General features: G+C 53.3%; 19 protein-coding genes. 4 read left to right on the top strand and 15 right to left on the bottom strand.

The window, feature by feature from the left end; all coding sequences use genetic code 11:
• Positions 1 to 98 precede the first annotated feature (98 nt).
• Positions 99 to 1,103: a LacI family DNA-binding transcriptional regulator gene (locus tag OGX94_RS10970; protein WP_008783828.1), complete on the bottom strand. Its 1,005-nt coding sequence runs from the start codon at positions 1,101 to 1,103 to the stop codon at positions 99 to 101.
• A 168-nt stretch (positions 1,104 to 1,271) separates the two neighbouring features.
• Positions 1,272 to 1,721 (bottom strand): GNAT family N-acetyltransferase, encoded by a 450-nt coding sequence (locus OGX94_RS10975; RefSeq protein WP_149334948.1) that lies wholly within the window; start codon positions 1,719 to 1,721, stop codon positions 1,272 to 1,274.
• 124 nt (positions 1,722 to 1,845) lie between these two features.
• On the opposite strand from OGX94_RS10975, the gene pdxR reads away from it, so the two are divergent.
• Both pdxR and OGX94_RS10985 read left to right on the top strand, forming a co-directional pair.
• Positions 1,846 to 3,315, top strand: a complete 1,470-nt coding sequence (gene pdxR / locus OGX94_RS10980) for a MocR-like pyridoxine biosynthesis transcription factor PdxR (RefSeq protein ID WP_257661379.1) — start codon at positions 1,846 to 1,848, stop codon at positions 3,313 to 3,315.
• Between the two features lie 192 nt (positions 3,316 to 3,507).
• Positions 3,508 to 4,221, top strand: coding sequence for a GNAT family N-acetyltransferase (locus tag OGX94_RS10985; RefSeq protein ID WP_286569218.1), 714 nt, complete (start codon positions 3,508 to 3,510; stop codon positions 4,219 to 4,221).
• Between the two features lie 52 nt (positions 4,222 to 4,273).
• On the opposite strand, the gene cbdX is transcribed toward OGX94_RS10985, so the two are convergent.
• From cbdX to puuD, 13 genes are all read right to left on the bottom strand, one after another.
• On the bottom strand, positions 4,274 to 4,363 hold the full coding sequence (gene cbdX / locus OGX94_RS10990; RefSeq protein ID WP_003830863.1) for a cytochrome bd-II oxidase subunit CbdX: 90 nt from the start codon (positions 4,361 to 4,363) through the stop codon (positions 4,274 to 4,276).
• A gap of 13 nt (positions 4,364 to 4,376) precedes the next feature.
• Complete coding sequence (gene appB, locus OGX94_RS10995; protein WP_257661381.1) at positions 4,377 to 5,513, bottom strand: cytochrome d ubiquinol oxidase subunit II; 1,137 nt, start codon at positions 5,511 to 5,513, stop codon at positions 4,377 to 4,379.
• Positions 5,514 to 5,524: 11 nt separating this feature from the next.
• Positions 5,525 to 7,069, bottom strand: a complete 1,545-nt coding sequence (gene appC, locus OGX94_RS11000) for a cytochrome bd-II oxidase subunit 1 (RefSeq protein ID WP_218667618.1) — start codon at positions 7,067 to 7,069, stop codon at positions 5,525 to 5,527.
• An 89-nt stretch (positions 7,070 to 7,158) separates the two neighbouring features.
• Positions 7,159 to 8,016: a hydrogenase expression/formation protein gene (locus OGX94_RS11005; protein ID WP_032934532.1), complete on the bottom strand. Its 858-nt coding sequence runs from the start codon at positions 8,014 to 8,016 to the stop codon at positions 7,159 to 7,161.
• On the bottom strand, positions 8,016 to 8,417 hold the full coding sequence (gene hyaE / locus OGX94_RS11010) for a hydrogenase-1 operon protein HyaE (protein ID WP_257661382.1): 402 nt from the start codon (positions 8,415 to 8,417) through the stop codon (positions 8,016 to 8,018). The genes OGX94_RS11005 and hyaE overlap by 1 nt, the downstream gene beginning before the upstream one ends.
• Positions 8,418 to 8,422: 5 nt before the next feature.
• Positions 8,423 to 9,004: a hydrogenase 1 maturation protease gene (gene hyaD, locus OGX94_RS11015; RefSeq protein ID WP_003830869.1), complete on the bottom strand. Its 582-nt coding sequence runs from the start codon at positions 9,002 to 9,004 to the stop codon at positions 8,423 to 8,425.
• A complete protein-coding gene (gene hyaC / locus OGX94_RS11020) occupies positions 9,001 to 9,735 on the bottom strand; it encodes a Ni/Fe-hydrogenase b-type cytochrome subunit (RefSeq protein ID WP_032942451.1) in 735 nt (244 codons plus the stop codon). Before hyaC ends, hyaD begins: the two co-directional genes overlap by 4 nt.
• An 18-nt stretch (positions 9,736 to 9,753) precedes the next feature.
• Positions 9,754 to 11,547 (bottom strand): Ni/Fe-hydrogenase large subunit, encoded by a 1,794-nt coding sequence (hyaB, locus tag OGX94_RS11025; RefSeq protein ID WP_032942453.1) that lies wholly within the window; start codon positions 11,545 to 11,547, stop codon positions 9,754 to 9,756.
• A complete protein-coding gene (gene hyaA / locus OGX94_RS11030; protein WP_032934533.1) occupies positions 11,544 to 12,671 on the bottom strand; it encodes a hydrogenase 1 small subunit in 1,128 nt (375 codons plus the stop codon). The genes hyaB and hyaA overlap by 4 nt, the downstream gene beginning before the upstream one ends.
• Before the next feature lie 208 nt (positions 12,672 to 12,879).
• On the bottom strand, positions 12,880 to 14,160 hold the full coding sequence (locus tag OGX94_RS11035) for an NAD(P)/FAD-dependent oxidoreductase (RefSeq protein WP_063941957.1): 1,281 nt from the start codon (positions 14,158 to 14,160) through the stop codon (positions 12,880 to 12,882).
• 2 nt (positions 14,161 to 14,162) lie between these two features.
• Positions 14,163 to 15,650, bottom strand: a complete 1,488-nt coding sequence (puuC, locus tag OGX94_RS11040; protein ID WP_257661383.1) for an aldehyde dehydrogenase PuuC — start codon at positions 15,648 to 15,650, stop codon at positions 14,163 to 14,165.
• A gap of 138 nt (positions 15,651 to 15,788) precedes the next feature.
• The gene (gene puuR, locus OGX94_RS11045) at positions 15,789 to 16,346 is read right to left on the bottom strand and encodes an HTH-type transcriptional regulator PuuR (RefSeq protein WP_003830877.1); all 558 of its coding nucleotides are present in this window, start codon (positions 16,344 to 16,346) and stop codon (positions 15,789 to 15,791) included.
• Between the two features lie 25 nt (positions 16,347 to 16,371).
• Positions 16,372 to 17,136, bottom strand: coding sequence for a gamma-glutamyl-gamma-aminobutyrate hydrolase (puuD, locus tag OGX94_RS11050; protein ID WP_003830878.1), 765 nt, complete (start codon positions 17,134 to 17,136; stop codon positions 16,372 to 16,374).
• A gap of 212 nt (positions 17,137 to 17,348) precedes the next feature.
• Between puuD and OGX94_RS11055 the strand changes: the two genes are divergently transcribed.
• Together OGX94_RS11055 and OGX94_RS11060 are read left to right on the top strand one after the other, a co-directional pair.
• Positions 17,349 to 18,767 carry a glutamine synthetase family protein gene (locus OGX94_RS11055; protein ID WP_257661384.1) on the top strand — a complete coding sequence of 473 codons (1,419 nt, stop codon included), beginning with the start codon at positions 17,349 to 17,351 and terminating at the stop codon, positions 18,765 to 18,767.
• 343 nt (positions 18,768 to 19,110) lie between these two features.
• The gene (locus tag OGX94_RS11060) at positions 19,111 to 20,499 is read left to right on the top strand and encodes an APC family permease (RefSeq protein WP_257661385.1); all 1,389 of its coding nucleotides are present in this window, start codon (positions 19,111 to 19,113) and stop codon (positions 20,497 to 20,499) included.
• The last annotated feature ends 102 nt before the right edge of the window (positions 20,500 to 20,601 follow it).

Here is a 20,601-nt window from a genome sequence, read left to right on the forward strand (position 1 = left end):
ACTGTGATCGCTCATTGGCCCTCATGTAAGCGATTACATGAAGACGTTAAACTTGAAGTCGATCACAATTCAGGGGCTTGACGATTTACGCATTGATTTCAGAGAGAGGGGGGAAGAACAGAATCGCGGATCACTAAATCCGCAGTGAAACTATTCACGCTGGGACGCTGAGTTGCGCCCTTAAAAAGCTGTATCGCCAGCTGCGAAGCGCAGCGAGCCATGCGCTCAACGGGATAATGCATTGTTGTCAGTGCGGGGTAGAGATAGCGAGCCATCACCACATCATCAAATCCAACGATCGAAAGCTGCTGCGGAAGTGTAATTCCCTGCTGATGGAGGATGCGCATAATCCCGGCGGCCATTACATCATTAAAAGTCACCGCTGCGGTGAAAGGAATGCCGCAATTAAGCAGCTGGTGTGCAGCGCGTTCGCCACCCTCTTCATTGAAGGGCACGCTAATCACCCAGTTTTTATCTGGCGTAATGCCATATTCAGCCAGCGCCTGGCGATAACCTTCCAGCCGCTCACGGCGATCGATAATCGGTAAATCACTTGTCACGCAGGCAATACAACGGTGCCCCTGTTCCAGGAGATGTAGCGTGGCTGTTTTAGCTGCTTGACTATTTTCCAGCCACACGCAGCGGTTGGCCATCCCGGCAATATAGCGGTTCACGACCACCATGGCAGGAAAATGAGCGGCATATCTCAACAGTTCCTTTTCAGAAAGCCTACTGGCATGGACCACAATAGCTTCACAGCCCTGGTTTATCAGGAAATCGAGTCCTGATTTTTCCATTCCTTCATCGTGGCCACCGCTGCATACCATCAGCCGAAATTGCTGCTGGCGTGATACTTCTTCCACGCCTCGGGCAAGCCTGGCAAAAAAGGGATCGGCAAGGTTGCCGGTCAATAACCCGAGCATGTCACCGCTGCGTTTCGCTAATGCAATAGCGGCGGCATTGCGATGATAGTTCAGTTCGCGCATGGCTTTTTCAACACGCTCACGCGTCACGGGTTCAACCCATGCGGTTTGATTAATAACACGTGAAACTGTTGCGGTGGACACTCCCGCTAACTCTGCAACATCCTTTATCGTTGCCATGCTGGCTCTTTACCTTTTTGATTCTTAAGAATTTGCTTATCGCTGGTTTTTTTTCCTTATCTTATTCAGGTTGGGGGGATTTGTCACCGAGACATCCTCTGAGTATATCTACTCAGAGGTTTATTTTTAGTACTGAATAATTAAATACTATCCTGAGTATTATTATCCTTACATTTGATATTCGATCATCCCGCTCTTTTTGGCCACCCAGTCATACAGACGTTGTCCACGGAGATTGGTTTCATGCGTATGCCAGTATAATCTTGACGCGTGGTGTTTTTTGGCTTGTTGTTGGACATACTCGATAAGTTGTTTACCGATGTGTTGACCGCGTACATCTTCGCTAACAAATAAATCTTCGAGATAGCAATAATTTGATTCTGCCCAGGTTGAGCGGTGAAAGAGATAGTGCACCAGTCCCACTATTTTCCCATTATATTTGGCTACAGCACAATAAACAGGTTCGCTCGGGGTAAGGAAACGCTCCCACGTTAATTTTGTTACTTCATCTGAAATTTTAGTGCGATAAAATGTTTGATAGTTTATCCATAAAGGAAGCCAGCTGGCGTAGTCTTTTTGTTCTGCACTTTCAATAGTAACGGTATTCATGTTAATCATATATATCCTGATATTTTATACGAGTAATGTGTTAGTATGATGATACTAAGAACTTTATAAATTCTCGTAAAGAGACACTTTCGATATATTGATAGGATCCACTTTTAGTATAAAGGTTAATACAATGAAGAAAAACAATGCGCCTTTATTTCAAGGATTTGTTTTAGGAAAAGGCGCGGTTAAGGAGCAGGTTTACCACATCCTCCGCGATCACATCCTCGAAGGGCGATTGCCGCCAGGAACAAAAATGCCGTCAACCAGGGCATTGTCCGAGATGATGTCAATTTCACGAAACTCAGCGATCGCCGGTTATGACAGGCTATTAGATGAAGGGTATATCCAGACCCGTAAAGGGTCTGGAACATATGTCTCACATAATATTCCGGATCGGAGTATCAGCAATATCTATCCAAAGATGGCGTCGGGGGACGTCGTCTCGCCTGATGAACAGGTTCATAGCCGAAATAATCCTGTTCGCGATTTATGGTCAAATGAGTATGAAGGGCGCGGCATGAACCGCCTATTTGCGGTTGGTGTCGGGTGTACGGATCTCTTTCCGCATGCGTTATGGGGAAAGCTACTGCAACGTGTCTGGAGACAATCCCGGCATCAACTGGGGGCTCACACTCATCCTTGCGGGTACCTTCCTTTGAGAAAAGCGGTTTGCCGCTACATTAAAACAACGCGTGGAGTGAACTGTAACGAAGATCAAATAATCATCGTAAATGGTATTCAACAGGCATTGAACATTACTGCGCGAGCATTGCTAACGGCAGGAAGTGACGTTTGGCTGGACGACCCGGGTTACAAAGGCGCTCGCGGAGCCTTCATGTCTGTTGGCGCGATGGTGAGGCCGGTACCGGTAGATAGCGAAGGAATGAACGTCCGCTATGGTATTGATCATTTTCCTGACGCTAAGCTGGCCTATGTCGTCCCGTCGGATCAATATCCATTAAGTGGAACGTTGAGTTTATCCCGACGTTTTGAGTTGCTGGAATGGGCGAAGTCGAATCAGGCCTGGATATTTGAAGATGACTATAATAGCGAGTTCCGTTATGCCGACCGTTCTTTACAAGCCCTGCAAGGATTAGATCAGAATCAACGCGTAATCTACGCCGGAACATTTTCTAAAATGATGTACCCGGAATTTCGTTTAGGTTTTTTAGTTGTCCCGCCGGGTTTACAAGAACAGATTATGGTGACGAAATATTTTTCCGATCTTGGCACCAGTTATCTTGAGCAGGCTGTGATGGCGAGTTTTATAGAGGATGGTCACTATGCCAGTCATGTGCGCCGAATTCGTAAGGCATGCTATGAAAGAAGAACTGCGCTGGTGAATGCTATTCAAGAATACCTGGCTGATAAAATGATTGTGCAGCCTTCTGACTCTGGCGTCCATATTGTGTGCTGGCTACAAAACGGATTAACCGGAAATGAAGTTGAGGAGCAAGCCAGATTACTAGGGATGGGAATACTATCACTAAGTCGTTATTACCAAAGCGATGTCTCACGACAGGGGATTTTGATTGGTTTTGCAAATCATCCGGTAGAGGAAATTGTTGATGGGATTCGCCGTTTGGCTCAGGTTATTTAAATTATAATTTATTCCGCTATTAGCATTAATGCAGTAAATACGTTTCTTTCGCTACGTGTAAAAATGCAGAGCCTGCTTTTTGTACGATTAAATAGTGTGGATCCGTTAAAAACACGCATTGTGGTTCTTTTGGGCCGCTCAGTTTGATCATACCCTGCGCTGGTTTAGTTCTGTTTTGTAAGGGGTACAGATATGCCGGGCGTCTTTAATCAATTCCAACAACCCGTAGGTATGACTTTGTCTGACTGGAAAGGCGCACCCTTTCCACAGGCTCAGCAAATTACAGGTCGCTATTGTAAGCTTGAACGCATTAACGCCAAACGCCATGCAAAAGAGTTGTATGAAGCGTACTGCGAAGCAAGCGATTGTCGTGGCTGGACATATCTGGCGGTCGGGCCTTTTGAAACTTTTGATGCCTTCCTGGTTTATTTAAAAAACATGGAAGAACAGACAGATCCGATGCATTTTGCCGTGATCGATTTAACCAGTATGAAACCTGTTGGTACGTTTGCTCTTATGCGGATTGATCCCGCAAATGGTGTGATTGAGGTAGGGCATGTTTCTTACTCCGTACGCATGAAACGCACGCGAATCTCAACGGAAGTCATCTCATTGCTTTTAAAGTACGTTTTTGAGGATCTGGGCTATCGCCGTTTTGAATGGAAATGCGATGCCCTTAACGCCCCTTCTCGTGGGGCGGCAGAGCGTTTTGGCTTCAGTTTTGAAGGCATATTTCGTCAGGCAATCGTTACCCGTGGGCGAAATCGCGATACCGCATGGTACTCAATCATCGACGGAGAGTACCCAACACTCCGTCCTGCCTACGATTTGTGGCTTGATGAGCGTAATTTCGATAACCAGGGACGGCAGATAAAGCGCCTTGGAGAGCTGATGGAAAGGGGATAAAAAAGCTCCCCGAATAAACCGGGGAGCCAGAAAGCGTAGCGTACGCGCAGAATTATTTCTGCCGCGACTCCAGCCAGACCAGCGCCAGCGTGGAGAGTGCGCACATCAACAGAATGCCGACAAACCAAAACAGATACCACATCGTACATTCCTCCCTAGTAAAGTTCGTGATTGTGGCGGCGGATCGTTTCTACGTTGATTCGTCCCAGCATCTTGTAATAACTCCACACGGTGTAAAGCAGAACTATCGGTAGAAAAATCAGCACAATAACCAGCATGATACTGAGCGTCATCTGGCTGGAGGTACTGTCCCACACCGTCAGGCTGGAGAGCGGATACGCGCTTGAAGGCATCACAAACGGAAACAGGGTGATTCCGGCGGTGAAGATCACGCAGGCCTGGGTCAGTGAAGCGCACAAAAATCCCCATACGGCCCGACGTTGCCCGCAGGCATAGATCGCGAGCATCGGGAAAATCATGCCAAGCAGCGGAATAATTAACAGCAGTGGTGACTGATAAAAGTGCGCCATCCACGCGCCCGGTGAGGTAGTTACCATTTTTAATAGCGGGTTGGAGGGACCATTAGGATCCTGGCTAAGCAACACATAGCCGTCGATCCCCGTCCATAGCCAGTAACCGGCTAACAGAAAGCAGAGCACGACCAGCATCGCGCTGCGACGGGTAGCAGAAAGCGCGCGTTGATGAAGAATGCCGTCGGTCTTCAACTGGAGCCACACGCCCCCTTGCAGAATAACCAGCATCAGGCTTAATGCGCCGCACAGCAGGGCAAAGGGTGAGAGTAACTGCCAGAAGGTGCCCAGGTATTGCACATGAAGCTGTGGTGTGAAGATAAAAGGCACGCCCAAGAACAGGTTGCCGAACGCGACGCCGAAGATAACAGGAGGGACCAGGCTGCCAATAACCAACCCGGCGTCCCACATGACGCGCCAGCGTGCATTAGCAATTTTACCGCGATAATCAAAGGCCAACGGGCGAAAGAAAAGGGCGCACAGCACCAGGATCATCGCTATATAAAACCCCGAAAATGCGGCGGCATAGACCCGCGGCCAGGCCGCGAATAATGCACCGCCCGCCAGAATGAGCCACACCTGGTTACCTTCCCAGTGCGCCCCGACGCTATTGATTAACACCCGACGCTCATCATCGTTACGCGCGATCAGCGGCAACAGGCAGCCGACCCCCATATCAAACCCGTCAGTGACCATAAAGGCCACCAGAATGATGCCAATCAGCAGCCACCAAATGAGCCGCAACGTTTCATAATCCAACATGATTGTCTCCTTTATCCCTGTTGTTGCGCTGGTTGCTGGTTTTGCATTGCATCTGGGCCAAGGCGCGCGTATTTCTGCATCAGGTAGACTTCAGCAATTAAAAACAGGGTGTAAAGCGTGAGAATTAGCCCCATCGAGAAGGCCAGCTGACCTGCGCTTAACGCGGAGTGGGCGTACCAGGTCGGCAAAATATCCTGAATCGCCCACGGCTGACGGCCAAACTCCGTCATAAACCAGCCCGCTTCGATGGCAATCCACGGGAGCGGCAGGCTCCACAGCGTCATGCGCAGTACCCAGCGATGCTGGTCGATACGCCAGCGTAAGGTCTGTATCAACGCAATCGCCATCACCAGTAGCAGCAGCGAACCGCATGCAATCATAATGCGAAAGCTCCAGAACACGGGGGCCACTTGCGGAATGGCGCCGCGTTGCGCGGCCTGATATTGCGCTGGTGTAACGTGGTTCATATCAGGCGCGTAGTTCGCCAGCAGGATGCCGTAACCCAGATCTTTCTCCATAGCGTGAAAAGCGTTCAGTACCTGAGGCGTGCGGTTACCTTTGGCAATTTCCTGCATCAGTAACCACGCCTCCCGGCCTCGCTGCAGGCGGGGGAGCGCGTCCGCCATCAGGTTTTTCAGCCCCGGAACCGGCGTATCTAAAGAGTGGGTCGCCAGAATACCCAGCAGGGCCGGTATCTTCACCGCGAAGGCGTTACGTTCTTGCTCCTGCTGCGGCCAGGCGATGACATGAAAGGGCGCGGGGGCCGGTTCGGTTTGCCATTCGCCCTCCATTGCCGCCAGTTTTACCGGCTGGAGCTGGGCGACCTCATAGGCTGAGCTATCACCCAGTTGTAGTGTGCCGAGGATAGCCAGCGTGCCAAAGACGGAACCCACCGCGAAGGAGCGCCGGGCGAACTCGCGATTGCGACCACGCAGCAAATACCAGGCGCTGATGGACATCACAAACATGGCGCCGGTGACATAACCGGACATCACGGTATGCACAAATTTTACCTGGCTGACGGGGTTAAAGACCAGCTCGCTGAAACTGCTCATCTCCATGCGCAGAGTATCAATATTAAAGTGAGCGCCTGTTGGATATTGCATCCAGCCGTTGGCGTTGAGGATCCACAGGGCTGAGATGTTAGAGCCAAACGCGACCAGCCAGGTTACCAGTAAATGCTGATACTTGTTTAAGCGCTGCCAGCCGAAGAAGAACAGCCCCACGAAGGTGGATTCAAGAAAGAAGGCCATCAAGGCTTCCATCGCCAGCGGGGCACCGAAAATATCACCCACATAGTTGGAATAGAGCGACCAGTTAGTACCGAACTGAAACTCCATGGTCAGGCCGGTTGCCACGCCGAGCGCAAAGTTAATACCGAATAGCTTTCCCCAGAAACGCGTCATGTCGCGGTAGACTGTTTTGCCGGTCACCACGAACAGGGTTTCCATGATGGCCAGCAAAAAAATCAGCCCCAGCGTCAGGGGAACAAACAGAAAATGGTACAGCGCGGTCAGCGCAAACTGCCAGCGCGATAGGTCAATGACGTCCCACATGCTAACTCCATCAGGCATTAGAGAGTGAATAGGTAAGGAAGAAAACGCCAGACCCGCAGTAGAAAAGTACGCGGGTCTAAAGAGGGGGATCAGGCAGGCGGGCCGGATCCCAGCCAGCCGCAGACTTCATCCAGGCGCTCGAGCGAGTCGAGCAGATCTTCCGGTGCGGCCAACACCAGTTCCGGCAACGGACAGATCTCATAACTCTCAAGCAGAAGCCCTTTCAGGGTATCCAGACAGCGAACATGCCAGACATGGCGCAGCGCCGTGGCGTCGATTTGGCTCTCGCCGTAGCCGATGGTGCGGATTTGAATGTGCCCTTCGCCGCACAGGCGGGCAAGGAACAGGCGATCCGCGTCGCTAATCGGCAGTTGGGTGAGGTTAATGCTATGGGGTTGCGCTGCCGGATCGCGCACGTGCGCCAGCAGTTCCTGGGCCAGCGTCAGGCCATTCATCAACCCATCTATAGGCGGAGGCAGCAGGCTATCGTCCGGCAGCGTATTGATTGTTGCCGCCTGCCACAGCGCCCGTGGTGCGCTGCCTGCTTCCAGATGTTCCTGCCATTGCCCCTTGTTATTCTGACTACGCACCCGCCAGATACCGCAGAAAATCGACTCCTGAATCTCGCTCGCCCTGCCGTCAGCATGCTGAATGCGCACGGAAACTTCGCCTTCGCCAAGTAGCGTATTCAGAAAGGTGAGATCGTCTGCATTGAGCGCGGATAAATCCCATCCCAGTACGTCCTGTTTAGCGGGAATTCTCTGGGTGAGCTGGTGGCGCACATCGGCTAACAATGCCATCACCGCCGGGCTGTGCGGGCAGTTTTCCAGTGTTGCCATGCTGGGGTCGCTGTTGACCTGGCAGGTGAGGGGCAAGGGGTTCATGCTGAAGCTGTCATCACCCGGCTGCGTTCCTGGCCCCAGCAGATGAAAAAAGGAATCGCTCATCATGCAGACTCCGGCGGTATACGTTCTTCAACGAAGGGACGCATCAGGTTGAGCAGGTCGGCCCACGGGTGGATACCGCTGAGAATGCCGCGCAGCTCACCCTGGGTAAACACCAGGGTAGCCGGAAAACGGAACACGCCAAAGCGATCGCCGATCGCCTCGCTGTGTTCAAGATCCGCCATGGCGATGTGCCAGTCAAACTGGGGAAACTCGCGGAGCAACTCGGCAATCATGACCGGGTTATCGCTGACTTCCGGTGTACGGCGAGGATCGCTACTGAGCAGGACCACGCCATCACGCACGCGGGTTATCCAGTCATCCAGTTCAGATGCGCTCAGAGGATGCCAGCCCCTGGCCAGCATTCGCTGCCATAGCGCAGAAAACGGTTGGTCATTCAACATGTTAATTATCTCTCCAGAGTTACGCGATACTGGCGAATACGCACGCCTTCATAGTTTTCCATCGACAGACATTCATAGTTCAGGCAACGTGTTTCATCGCTTGTTTGTGGCGCAATGCCCCACGCGGCCAGTTGCGTAAGCGCGGCCTGTTCTGCCGCCGGGAGCTGAGCGCGCGCGATGTCGGTCAGGCTGCCGCCATAGTCGTCCAGCTGTACCGGCTGTAGTCCCACCAGAGCGATGTGCGCGGGGAGATGGCCGCGAATATCCGCCAGAGCCAGCACTTCAGAGAAGCTGTTCTGATGCAGACTCATTTTTTTGGCGCTGAGGTAGCTCGGGACTTTGTCTCCGGCGTAAGTTTGCAGGGTGCCTGGTGCGAGCCCGTAGTCGATGGCGTCAAGCAGCAGCAAATGGCTGGCCTGCTCAACGTAGCCCAGCAGATTCAGTCCCTGCGTGCCGCCGTCAACAATCTCTACCGATTCTGGCCAGTGATAATGGGCGTACAGGCGCTCAGCGAGGCGAATACCAAACCCTTCATCTGCCCACAGCAGGTTGCCTAAGCCCATCACGATGACGTTAGGTTCGCTCATGACGCCTCCTTATCGTGCTGGCCTTTGGGAAATTTATGGCTACGAAAGCCGTTAATCATGGTTGAGATGACGGTCTCGTCAGACATGATGTCCTCACGAATCGCCATATACACATGGCCTACGATGAAGGCGGCGATGAACCACATCCCTAACCGATGCCAGCTGTGGATATCGAGAGAGTTTCCGCCGGTCCAGTAGAAAAACTCCGTCACATAGCGGAAAGGGGTAAAAATGGCGTACTGGCTATGTTCGCTGTATAAGGCAAAACCGGTGAGGATCATAAAAACGGAAAGCAGGAAATAACCGCACATCGCCGCCTGCGCGATGGGGTTATGACCGATATCATCTCCCGGTTTTTTTTCCAGAAACAGATACCAACGCACCACAGAATACGCACCCTGCCACCAGCTGCGTCGCCAGACCGGCACGATAAACAGTTCGCGTGAATAGCGGTTACCGACGAAGGCCCAGTAAATGCGCATCAGCAGTATCACCGTGAATACCATGGCGGCGGCGAAATGCACCAGCCGGATGTCGCCCATGTAGAACAGATAAGTGGCCTCACCGCTGACCGACGGCAGCGGTCGGCCAATGAAGTATCCGGTCACCATCAACACCAACATGCAGCCCACCGTCAGCCAGTGCCACAAGCGTACTGGCGCTTCAAACACATAGTGGCTGGTGGCGGTATCACGCGCCTCCCCGACGCGTGGGGATGTTTTTCCAGTCATCGTTCCGTTCCTTAACGCTTAGCGAACCTGGACGGCGATAAGTTCGCTGCCGTCGTCGCCGAGTACGTGGGTTGAACATGCCAGGCAGGGGTCGAAGCTGTGCAAGGTGCGCAGGATCTCCAGCGGTTGATCCGGTATCGCCATTTGGGTGCCCATCAGCGCCGCCTCGTAAGCGCCAATTTGTCCCTTTGGATCGCGCGGGCTGGCATTCCAGGTGGTCGGCACCACGCATTGATACAGGTCGATCTTCTGGTCGCGAATCGATGCCCAGTGGCCTAATGCTCCGCGCGGCGCTTCGGTAAAACCGATCCCGCGACAGTGCTGCGGCCAGCTTTCAGGCTCCCACTTTTCGGTATTTGCGGTAGCCAGATTGCCGTTTTTCAGGTTGGTCATCAGCTTGTCGAAGAAATATTGCAACTTGCTCACGGCCCACTGCGCTTCGTGCGCGCGACACAGAATACGTCCCAGCGTTGATTGCATACCCGACAGAGGCAGCTTGAGGGCGGACATCATGCGGTCCACGGATTCAATCGTGGCGGCATCACCTTTGTGATAGGCAATCAGCGTACGTGCCAGCGGCCCAACTTCCATAGCGTGTCCCCGCCAGCGCGGGGCTTTAATCCACGAATAGCGTTCCTGTTCGTTGAGCTGCTTGATATCGGTATCGCTGCCTTTGACATCGCCCGGGTTATACCAGGGTTCAGTAATCCCTTCGAACGGATGACGACCTAATTGATCGTCCGGATAACGATACCAGGCATGATCGACAAACTCCTGAATTTGCTGCTGATCGTCCAGGTCCACCGGCATGACGTTGTTAAAATCACCGTTAATCACCGCACCGCCAGGCATCAACAGGCTCTTCGCGCTGAAGTCATTGGCGATATCCGGGAACGCGCCGTAGCTTAAGACGCACTTATCAGAAAGCCCGGTGCCAATCTGGCTCCAGGGTTTATTGAACTGGCCGATAGCCAGCGCGTCAGGCACCATGACGTTGTTGATGAAGTCGGCGGTGCGGGTGATGATCGACTGCACCAGGTTCAGGCGTTCCATATCGACTGCGCCTACCGCGCCGCTCTGATCGATATTGATAGCGCACGGCATCCCGCCGACAATCCAGTTCGGATGCGGATTCTTACCGCCAAACACCGTATGGATTTTGATGATCTCGCGCTGAAAATCGAGCGCTTCCAGATAGTGGGCAAAGCCCATCAGGTTGGCCTCTGGCGACAGCTTGTACTGCGGATGTCCCCAGTAACCGTTGCGGAAAATCCCCAACTGACCGCCTTCGACAAATTTCTTCAGGCGATTTTGAACGTCAAAGAAGTAGCCTGGAGAAGACATCGGCCAGGCTGAAAGGCTTTGTGCCAACTGCGATGTGGCGCGCGGGTCTGCTTTCAGGGCATTCAGCACGTCAATCCAGTCCATTCCGGCTAACTGGTAAAAGTGCACCAGATGGTCGTGGCACCACAGCGTCGCCAGCATAATATTGCGAATGATGTTGGCGTTGTCGGGCACCTTGATGCCAATAGCATCTTCAATGGCATAGACCGAAGCGAGCGCATGTACGCCGGTGCACACTCCGCAAATTCGTTCGACAAATGCCCAGGCATCGCGCGGGTCGCGCCCCTGTAGAATGATCTCCAGCCCGCGGAACATGGTGCCGCAGGAAACCGCGTTGGTGATGATGTTCTGCTCATTAATGTTCACTTCACAACGCATATGGCCTTCAATGCGCGTGATGGGGTCGACAACCAGGCGGCGACCGGCATTATTGACCGTATATCCCTGGGTTTGATACGAATTGCTCATGCCTGTTTATCCTTATTGTCTGGAGACTGTTGTCCGGCGTCGGCTAGTTGCTGTTTGTGGCGGTGGTGTTGATTGACGGCGCTGGCGACTGCGTGAACACCGACACCGGCCGCCACGACGCCTAGCGCGGTGAGGCCAACGGTATCGGCGGTTGAATGCGTCCCCATTTGTGGAATATCAACCACGCGGCTGTAGAACGAACCGCGATCCCAGAAGCCGTTTTCCGAACATCCCAGACAACCGTGGCCGGACTGGATGGGGAAGGAAACGCCACCATTCCAGCGGGTGGTGGAACAGGCGTTATAGGTGGTTGGCCCTTTGCAACCCATTTTGTACAGGCAATAGCCTTGGCGGGCGGCGTCATCGTCCCAACTCTCAACGAACTCCCCGGCGTCAAAGTGGGCGCGGCGGTAGCATTTGTCGTGGATACGCTGACCATAGAACATCAGCGGACGACCCAGACGGTCGAGTTCAGGCAACCTTCCAAACGTCACCAGGTAGGTAATGATGGCGCTCATGACATCCGGAATCGGCGGGCAGCCGGGCACTTTCACGATCGGCTTATCGGTGATCACCTTATCGATTGGTGTCGCCTGGGTGGGGTTAGGCCGGGCAGCCTGCACGCAGCCCCAGGAGGCGCAGGTTCCCCAGGCGATAATCGCGCTGGCACCTGCCGCGGCTCTTTTTAGCTTTTCAATAAAAGGACGCCCGCTGCTGATGCAAAACATCCCTTGCTCGCCCAGTGGAGGATTACCTTCGACTGCCAGAATATATCGGCCGTGGTAGCGGCTCAGAATGTCTTCAAATACCTCTTCGGCCTGCGTTCCGGCGGCGGCCATCAGCGTGTCGTCGTAATCGAGGGAAATCAGGGAGAGGATGACGTCTTTGGCAAGTGGGTGAGAGGAGCGGATAAATGATTCGGTGCAGCAGGTGCATTCCAGCCCGTGGATCCAGACTACCGGGATCCGGGGTTTGTTCTCCAGCGCCCATGCAATTCTGGGCGTCATTCCGGCTCCCAACCCCAGCGATGTAGCGGCGAGGCTACAATATTTGAGAAAACTGCGTCTGCTTACGCCTTTGCGACGCATCGCCTGATAAAAGGTCTCCTCGTTATTCGTATTCATAACACGCGTTTCTTCCCCCGTTGAGTTCTGGCGCATGCCGCCAGCGATATCTAAAAAAGCGTATCCGATCGGAAGGGAGAAACAATGCAAAGAGTGTGGTTATGTCCTATTGCGGTATTTTCGTACCTGTTATCTGTTTTTCGCTTTCCAGGAATAAAAAAACGCACAGGGGGGACCGCCCTGTGCGTCGGGTTTATCGCGGAAGAACTTAAACCCCAAGGCGATCGCGTAAGCTGTAATATGCTGCCCCCATGGCGGTAAACGGAATGCGCAGGCTGCGGCCTCCCGGGAACGGGTAGTGCGGCAGTTTGGCGAACGCGTCAAAGCGCTCGGCATCCCCACGCAGCAGTTCGGAAATCAGGCGTCCTGCAAGGTGAGTACAGGTCACGCCGTGGCCGCTGTAGCCCTGCATATAGTAGATATTGGTATCAAGACGGCCGAACTGCGGCATGCGAGACAGCGTTAACAGGAAATTACCGGTCCAGCGGTAATCAATTTTTACCCCCTGTAATTGCGGGAAGGTCTTCAGCAGTTTCGGCATCACCAGACGCTCAATATCATCCGGATCGCGAGCGCCATAGACTACACCGCCGCCGTACAGTAGGCGGTTATCGCCGGTCAGACGGTAGTAATCGAGCAGGTAGTTACAATCTTCCACGCAGTAGTTTTTCGGGATTAGCGAGCGCGCCATCTCCGCCGACAGCGGTTCGGTGGTTAATACCTGCGTGCCGCACGGCATACTGCTTTTTGCCAGCGCAGGCTCCAGTTTGTCTCCGAGGTAGGCGTTGCCCGCGACGATCACAAAGCGGGCCGTCACCTGACCTTTTTCAGTGCTAATCACTGCAGGGCTGGTGTGCTGAATACGGGTGACTGGCGACTGTTCGTAGACGCGTCCGCCGTTCAGACGAATGGCGTTAGCTTCGCCAATCGCCAGGTTCAGCGGGTGAATATGACCACCGCTGTGGTCGAGCAGCGCGCCGACATAACGATCGCTGCTGACTTCGCGACGAATTTCACTGCTGTCTAACAGTTCAAGCTGCGTGTTGCCGTAGCGTTCCCAGTTCGACTTCTGCTCTTCCAGCGTTTCCATCTGTTTGTGGTTCAGCGCTACAAACAGCCCGCCGGGACGATAATCGCATTCGATCTGATAACGCTTGATGCGTTCGCGGATGATATTGCCGCCTTCAAACATCATTCCACCGAGCATTTTAGCGGCGTCCGGGCCATAGGTACGTTCGATAACGTCGATATCGCGACTGTAGGAGTTCACCAACTGACCGCCGTTACGTCCGCTGGCCCCGAAGCCAATACGCGCGGATTCCAGTAGCACCACGTCGTAACCCATTTCCGCTAAATGCAGGGCGGAGGAGAGTCCGGTATAACCACCGCCCACCACGCAAACATCACAGCTAACCGATTCGCTAAGGGTTGGAAACGGTTCGTACTGATTGGCGCTTGCGGCGTAATAACTGCTGGTATGTTCAGTCATGATTAAGACTCCAGGGAGATCCAGATGGTTTTCAGTTCGCTAAATTTTTCCAGCGCATGCAGGGATTTATCGCGTCCGTTACCGCTTTGCTTATAACCGCCGAACGGCACGGTCATATCACCGTCGTTGTAGTTATTCACGAAGACTGAGCCGGCTTTCAGGCGACGGCTCATACGGTGGGCGCGCGATAAATCACGGGTCCAGACTGCGGCGCCGAGGCCGTAGTCACTGTCGTTGGCTAACGCCAGGGCTTCGGCTTCACTGTTAAAACGGGTGACGACCAGTACCGGGCCGAAGATTTCATCACGGCTAACGTGGGCCTGCGGTGCGGTATCGACAAAAATAGTCGGGCCGATAGCGGCCGGATGTACGTGGCTGCGGCCATCCAGCGCCAGCGTGCCTTGCGCTTCACCGTCGCGGATAAAACCGTGCACGGTGTCGGCATGCGCATTGTCGATAAGCGTGCCCATCGTGGTTTCCGGATCCAACGGGTTGCCAGGCTGCCAGTTTTTCGCCTGCTCTTTCAGCAGGGCGATGAACTCGTCGGCAATGCTCTCTTCCAGCAGCAGACGCGTACCGGCGATACAAACCTGGCCCTGGTTATAGAAGATACCTGCCGCTGCATTAGCGGCGGCTTTCGGCAGATCCGGACAGTCGGCAAACACGATATTGGCGCTTTTACCTCCGGCCTCCAGCCAGACGCGTTTCATGTTGCTGTCGCCAGCGTCTTTGAGCAGTTGCTTGCCGGTACGGGTCGAGCCGGTGAAGGTGATCACATCAACATCCGGATGCTGTGACAACGCCTGGCCCGCTTCGTGACCATACCCGCTAACAACGCTGAGAACGCCATCGGGCAAACCTGCTTTTTTAGCCAGCGCAGCCAGGCGAATGGCGGTCAGCGGTGATTTTTCGGAAGGCTTGAGGATCACGCTGTTGCCCGCCGCCAGTGCCGGGCCGAGTTTCCAGCAGGCCAGCAGCAGGGGAAAATTCCACGGTACTATGGCCGCAATCACGCCCACCGGTTCGCGCACAATCAGTGCCAGATCGTTCACCGAGGTGGTGGCAACTTCGCCATAGACTTTATCTATAGCTTCGGCATACCAGCGGATGGCGCGTGCCGCGCCGGGAATATCATCACGCAGGCTATGGCGAATCGGTTTACCGGTATCGAGCGTTTCCAGTAGCGCCAGCTCCTCGTGATGCTGCTCCATTAAATCCGCTAGCTTGTGCAGTACCGCCTTGCGTTCTGCGGGTGATGCTTGCGACCAGTCTCCGCGTTCAAAGACGGTACGGGCTGCGGTGACCGCGCGGTCCACATCCGCTTTTTTACCGCGGGCGACTTTAGCCAGAGGACATTGTCCTGCCGGATCCAGCGTAATAAAGGTTTCGTTATCGGCGGCGGCACAATATTCGCCGTTAATAAATAAACGGGTCTCTGGTGAATAATGGCTGGCTTTCTCACGCCAATATTTAAGATTCTGAAAGTTCATAGCTACTCCTTTTATATCAATAAGATAAAGTTCGTTGCTGATCTTTTTCAGGCAAAATCAGGCTGCACGATGCCCCAGGGATGTACCCTGTTAATGCGCGTTATTTAAGAAGGCCTGAGAAACTCAGGCCGCTACTTATTAGAAAGTGGTGGGAGTGTGGGCACTGATGATGCGGCAGATCCCTGCCGAGGTGTTGCTGAAACTGTGTGGTATGCCAGTGTTAATGGCATAGCTTTGTCCTGCAACAAGAGGATACGTTTGACCGTTGATGGTCAGTATCACTTCACCTTCCAGTATTGTGCCAATCTCTTCACCCTGGTGTTTAATTCTCTCCCCGGTTGTCGTACCTGGCTGATAGGTTTCAAACATCATTGCCAGCGTACGATTCGGATTTCCGTTGTGTACCAGCTTCATGGATACTCCCTGACTCCCGATCTCAATCAAATCATCCTGATTGATAACCACCTGCGGTTCGTCAGGCTTTTCCGGTTCCGCGAAGAACTCGGAGAGCGACAGCCCATATACTTTCAATAGCTTTTGCAGCGTACTGATGGCAGGACTGACTTTATCCTGCTCTATGGTGCTGATGGCGCTATGCGTTAACCCAGACAGTTCGGCGGCACGACGCTGCGAAAGACCCAATTGCTGGCGGATCTCTGACAAACGTTTACCCGGCGCCAGGCCGTCATCGCTCATAATTGCATTTCCTTAACTGTAGTGGTCAGAGTCGCTGTTTTTCAGCGAGGTGGTTCTGACAAGCGGTGATAAAACCTTCAAGTAACAAACGCGACAGGGCGTATTCGCTACTGTTCCATTCCGGGTGCCACTGCACGCCGAGCGCGAAAGGATGGTCATGGACGCTGGCAGCTTCCACTAATCCATCCTGCGAGCGTGCTTCCACGCGCAGCTGCGGGCCAAGGGTTTTTGCGCCCTGACCATGCAAGGAGTTAACCCAAAACGTGCTGCAACCTGGTATTAACTGAGATAGCAATCCTCCCTGTTGAACCTGGACTTCATGAGATGGTGCATATTGCTGCTCCACCGGGAGTTCCGCATCTTCACGATGTTCCAGGAACTGTGGATGATCGCACAGGCGACGATACAGAGTCCCGCCAGTGGCGACAACTAATTCCTGTAAGCCCCGGCAGATGGCGAAAATGGGAATGCGCCTTTCGAGCCCGGCGGTAATTAGCGCCATGCTCAGAAGATCACGCCCGGGATCGGCGTCAGACTCATCGCCATTTTCACCATAGAGGTGCGGCTGCACATTGCTTGGGCTTCCTGGCAGGAAGATACCGTCCAGTTTCGGTAACAGCGCGTTCAACAATTCTGGTTCCGCAAGCGCATGGGGAAGCGCTATCGGTAATCCACCGGCATTTAATACCGCATTCAGGTACTTTTCTTGCAGAGTCTGGGTCTGGTGACCCTTAAGCCTGTTCCTACACATCACTACACCAATAACTGGCTTGTCAAATATATTGCCCATGATCGACCTCACGTTTTGGAATAAATTATTGCCAAACGGTTCCTTGTTGTGCCATTCCGTTCATTATTTTCTCAATCTAGCAGCGGAATAACCTTCTAGCAAACTTAATTTAACATTTGACAAACAATTTGTTTACATCCAGAGTCGAAGGGTGGACATTATATTTAACAGTTAAATCACAGAACAGCTTACCAGGCCAACGGCGGTGAATCATGGAAACCAATATCGTAGAAGTTGAGAATTTTGTTCAGCATTCTGAAGAGAGACGAAGTAGCGCGTTTGCACGCGAAGTTAAGCAGTATCTGGAACGCTATCCTAATACGCAGTATGTGGATGTGTTGTTAACCGACCTTAATGGCTGTTTTCGCGGTAAGCGCCTTCCCGTTGCGGGATTGCATAAGTTAGAGAAAGGCTGCTATTTCCCGGCATCCGTTTTCGCGATGGATATTCTGGGCAATGTGGTCGAAGAGGCGGGATTAGGCCAGGAGCTTGGCGAACCGGATCGGAGCTGTGTACCCGTGGCAGGTACGTTAACCCCTTCGGCTGCCGATCCGGAATTTATTGCGCAGATGATGCTGACGATGCTGGATGAAGATGGCGCTCCCTTTGACGTTGAGCCGCGGAACGTACTAAACCGACTCTGGCAGAAACTTCGCCAGCGCGGTCTGTTCCCCGTCGTAGCGGTAGAGCTGGAGTTCTATTTACTCGATCGTAAGCGCGATCCCGAAGGTTATCTGCAGCCGCCATGCGCGCCGGGAACGGACGATCGTAATACCCAAAGTCAGGTTTATTCGGTTGATAACCTGAACCATTTTGCTGATGTGCTGAACGATATCGATGAACTGGCCCGTTTGCAGCTGATCCCGGCTGACGGCGCGGTGGCTGAAGCCTCCCCTGGGCAGTTTGAAATCAACCTCTACCATACCGACAACGTGCTCGACGCCTGCGACGACGCACTGGCACTGAAACGTCTGGTACGGCTGGTGGCAGAGAAACATAAGATGCATGCCACGTTTATGGCAAAGCCTTATGAGGAGCATGCCGGTAGCGGGATGCATATCCACATCAGCGTCATGAATAACAAAGGTGAGAACGTTCTGGCTGATGCGAATGGCGATGATTCCGCGTTATTAAAGCGTGCGCTTGCCGGGATGATTGATCTGATGCCCGCGTCAATGGCGCTGCTGGCGCCGAATGTGAACTCCTATCGCCGCTTCCAGCCGGGGATGTATGTTCCGACTCAGGCTTCCTGGGGGCATAACAATCGTACGGTGGCGCTGCGTATTCCCTGCGGCGACCGTGATAACCATCGGGTTGAATATCGCGTAGCGGGGGCTGATGCCAACCCGTATCTGGTGATGTCGACCATCCTGGCAGGGATCCTTCACGGTCTGGATAACGAACTGCCATTACAAGAAGAAGTGGAGGGCAACGGTCTGGAGCAGGAAGGGCTGCCGTTCCCGATTCGCCAGAGCGATGCACTGTGGGAGTTCATGCAAAATGACAGTCTGCGTGAACTATTGGGTGAGCGGTTTAGCCATGTGTATCACGCCTGTAAAAACGATGAGCTTATCCAGTTTGAACGTCTGATAACCGACACTGAAATTGAGTGGATGCTGAAAAACGCCTGACCGTTGTACAGGTCATTGAAAAAGAAGTCGCATCATGTGGGCTGAGCGGAGCCAGCCCGTAAAAATTGCAGGAATACCTGCCATTTCCCGGATGTCGCGTAATGGAGCGCGGGCGACAACGGGTCTTCAGATAACCGACAGAGTTTGTGACGAGGAAATGTGATGATGCCAATGTTTAAAAACCCGCCCCGCGTGAGTATTCATGGCTCCCGCAGTAAATACGGACCGCATCTGTGCCGTACCACATTGACGCCTTTTTTATGCCATTCCTCCCCGACACGACCCAGGTTTGCTGTACCCACGTTTCGAACGCAGATCTGGACTCGTAGCGGGGAGGAAAGCTATGTCGACTAATTCTTCTGCTGATCATTCTGCCCAGCCGGGCAAAGCACAGCTGCGTAAATCCCTCAAGCTGTGGCAGGTGGTGGTGATGGGGCTGGCCTATCTCACGCCGATGACGGTGTTTGACACCTTTGGCATTGTTTCGGGTATCAGTAATGGCCATGTTCCAGCCTCCTACCTGCTGGCCCTGGCAGGAGTACTGTTTACCGCCATCAGTTATGGAAAGCTGGTGCGCCAGTTTCCACAGGCTGGCTCGGCCTATACCTATGCACAAAAAGCGATCAACCCACATGTCGGGTTTATGGTTGGCTGGTCGTCACTGCTTGACTACCTTTTCCTGCCGATGATTAACGTACTCTTGGCGAAAATTTACCTTTCCGCGCTGTTCCCGGGGGTTGCGCCATGGATTTGGGTGGTGATGTTCGTCGCGATCCTCACCGCGGCCAATCTGAAAAGCGTTAATCTGGTAGCGAACTTCAATGCGCTGTTTGTACTGGTGCAGGTGGCGATCATCGTGGTGTTCATTTTCCTCGTGGTGCAGGGGCTGCACAAAGGGGAAGGGGTTGGGACCGTCTGGTCGCTGCAACCGTTTATCAGCCAGAATGCGCATTTGATCCCGATTATCACCGGGGCGACCATTGTCTGCTTCTCGTTTCTCGGCTTTGACGCGGTGACGACTCTATCTGAAGAGACGCCGGATGCTGCGCGCACCATCCCGAAAGCTATTTTTCTTACCGCGCTGTACGGTGGGCTGATCTTCATTGCCGCCTCGTTCTTTATGCAACTGTTTTTCCCGGACATTAGCCGATTCAAAGACCCGGATGCGGCGCTGCCGGAGATTGCGCTGTACGTCGGCGGCAAGCTGTTCCAGTCTATTTTCCTGTGTACCACCTTTGTGAATACGCTGGCTTCAGGTCTGGCGTCGCATGCCAGCGTTTCGCGTCTGCTGTACGTGATGGGCCGCGATAACGTCTTCCCGGAGAAGTACTTTGGTTATGTCCATCCCAAATGGCGTACTCCCGCGTTGAACGTCATCATGGTTGGGATTGTGGCGCTGTCGGCCCTGTTTTTTGACCTGGTGACTGCCACGGCGTTGATTAACTTTGGTGCGCTGGTGGCCTTTACGTTCGTTAATCTCTCCGTGTTTAACCACTTCTGGCGTCGTGAAGGACGCAAGCATACCTGGCAGGAGAAGCTGCACTATCTGGTATTGCCAATGGTCGGTGCCGCCACGGTTGCCGTACTGTGGGTGAATCTTGAGGTGACATCGCTGACGCTGGAACTGGTATGGGCCGGGTTAGGGCTGGTGTATCTTGCCTGGCTGACCGGCCGTTTTCGCAAACCGCCGCCGCAGTTTGACGCCGCGAAATCTGAGCGCGCCTGGGAGTGATGGATATGTCGTTTTAAGTAGTACCAACGGGAGCGCATCATCAGAATGCGCCCCCGTTCTGAGCGTTGACAGCTGTTAACGAGGCTCTAAACACAGGGTTTA

It is taken from the genome of Citrobacter sp. Cpo037 (genome assembly GCF_030332945.1).
Lineage (GTDB): Bacteria > Pseudomonadota > Gammaproteobacteria > Enterobacterales > Enterobacteriaceae > Citrobacter > Citrobacter portucalensis.

Bases quoted from the DNA above. Each gene is read 5' to 3' on its own strand.
- OGX94_RS11055 (WP_257661384.1), top strand. From the start codon at position 17,349: ATGGAAACCAATATCGTAGAAGTTGAGAATTTTGTTCAGCATTCTGAA.
- cbdX (WP_003830863.1), bottom strand. From the start codon at position 4,363: ATGTGGTATCTGTTTTGGTTTGTCGGCATTCTGTTGATGTGCGCACTC.
- hyaC (WP_032942451.1), bottom strand. From the start codon at position 9,735: ATGACTGGAAAAACATCCCCACGCGTCGGGGAGGCGCGTGATACCGCC.
- appC (WP_218667618.1), bottom strand. From the start codon at position 7,069: ATGTGGGACGTCATTGACCTATCGCGCTGGCAGTTTGCGCTGACCGCG.
- OGX94_RS10975 (WP_149334948.1), bottom strand. From the start codon at position 1,721: ATGATTAACATGAATACCGTTACTATTGAAAGTGCAGAACAAAAAGAC.
- hyaA (WP_032934533.1), bottom strand. From the start codon at position 12,671: ATGAATACGAATAACGAGGAGACCTTTTATCAGGCGATGCGTCGCAAA.
- OGX94_RS11035 (WP_063941957.1), bottom strand. From the start codon at position 14,160: ATGACTGAACATACCAGCAGTTATTACGCCGCAAGCGCCAATCAGTAC.
- appB (WP_257661381.1), bottom strand. From the start codon at position 5,513: ATGTTGGATTATGAAACGTTGCGGCTCATTTGGTGGCTGCTGATTGGC.
- hyaD (WP_003830869.1), bottom strand. From the start codon at position 9,004: ATGAGCGAACCTAACGTCATCGTGATGGGCTTAGGCAACCTGCTGTGG.
- OGX94_RS10970 (WP_008783828.1), bottom strand. From the start codon at position 1,103: ATGGCAACGATAAAGGATGTTGCAGAGTTAGCGGGAGTGTCCACCGCA.
- OGX94_RS10985 (WP_286569218.1), top strand. From the start codon at position 3,508: ATGCCGGGCGTCTTTAATCAATTCCAACAACCCGTAGGTATGACTTTG.
- puuR (WP_003830877.1), bottom strand. From the start codon at position 16,346: ATGAGCGATGACGGCCTGGCGCCGGGTAAACGTTTGTCAGAGATCCGC.
- OGX94_RS11060 (WP_257661385.1), top strand. From the start codon at position 19,111: ATGTCGACTAATTCTTCTGCTGATCATTCTGCCCAGCCGGGCAAAGCA.
- pdxR (WP_257661379.1), top strand. From the start codon at position 1,846: ATGAAGAAAAACAATGCGCCTTTATTTCAAGGATTTGTTTTAGGAAAA.
- hyaB (WP_032942453.1), bottom strand. From the start codon at position 11,547: ATGAGCAATTCGTATCAAACCCAGGGATATACGGTCAATAATGCCGGT.
- OGX94_RS11005 (WP_032934532.1), bottom strand. From the start codon at position 8,016: ATGAGCGATTCCTTTTTTCATCTGCTGGGGCCAGGAACGCAGCCGGGT.
- puuD (WP_003830878.1), bottom strand. From the start codon at position 17,136: ATGGGCAATATATTTGACAAGCCAGTTATTGGTGTAGTGATGTGTAGG.
- puuC (WP_257661383.1), bottom strand. From the start codon at position 15,650: ATGAACTTTCAGAATCTTAAATATTGGCGTGAGAAAGCCAGCCATTAT.
- hyaE (WP_257661382.1), bottom strand. From the start codon at position 8,417: ATGTTGAATGACCAACCGTTTTCTGCGCTATGGCAGCGAATGCTGGCC.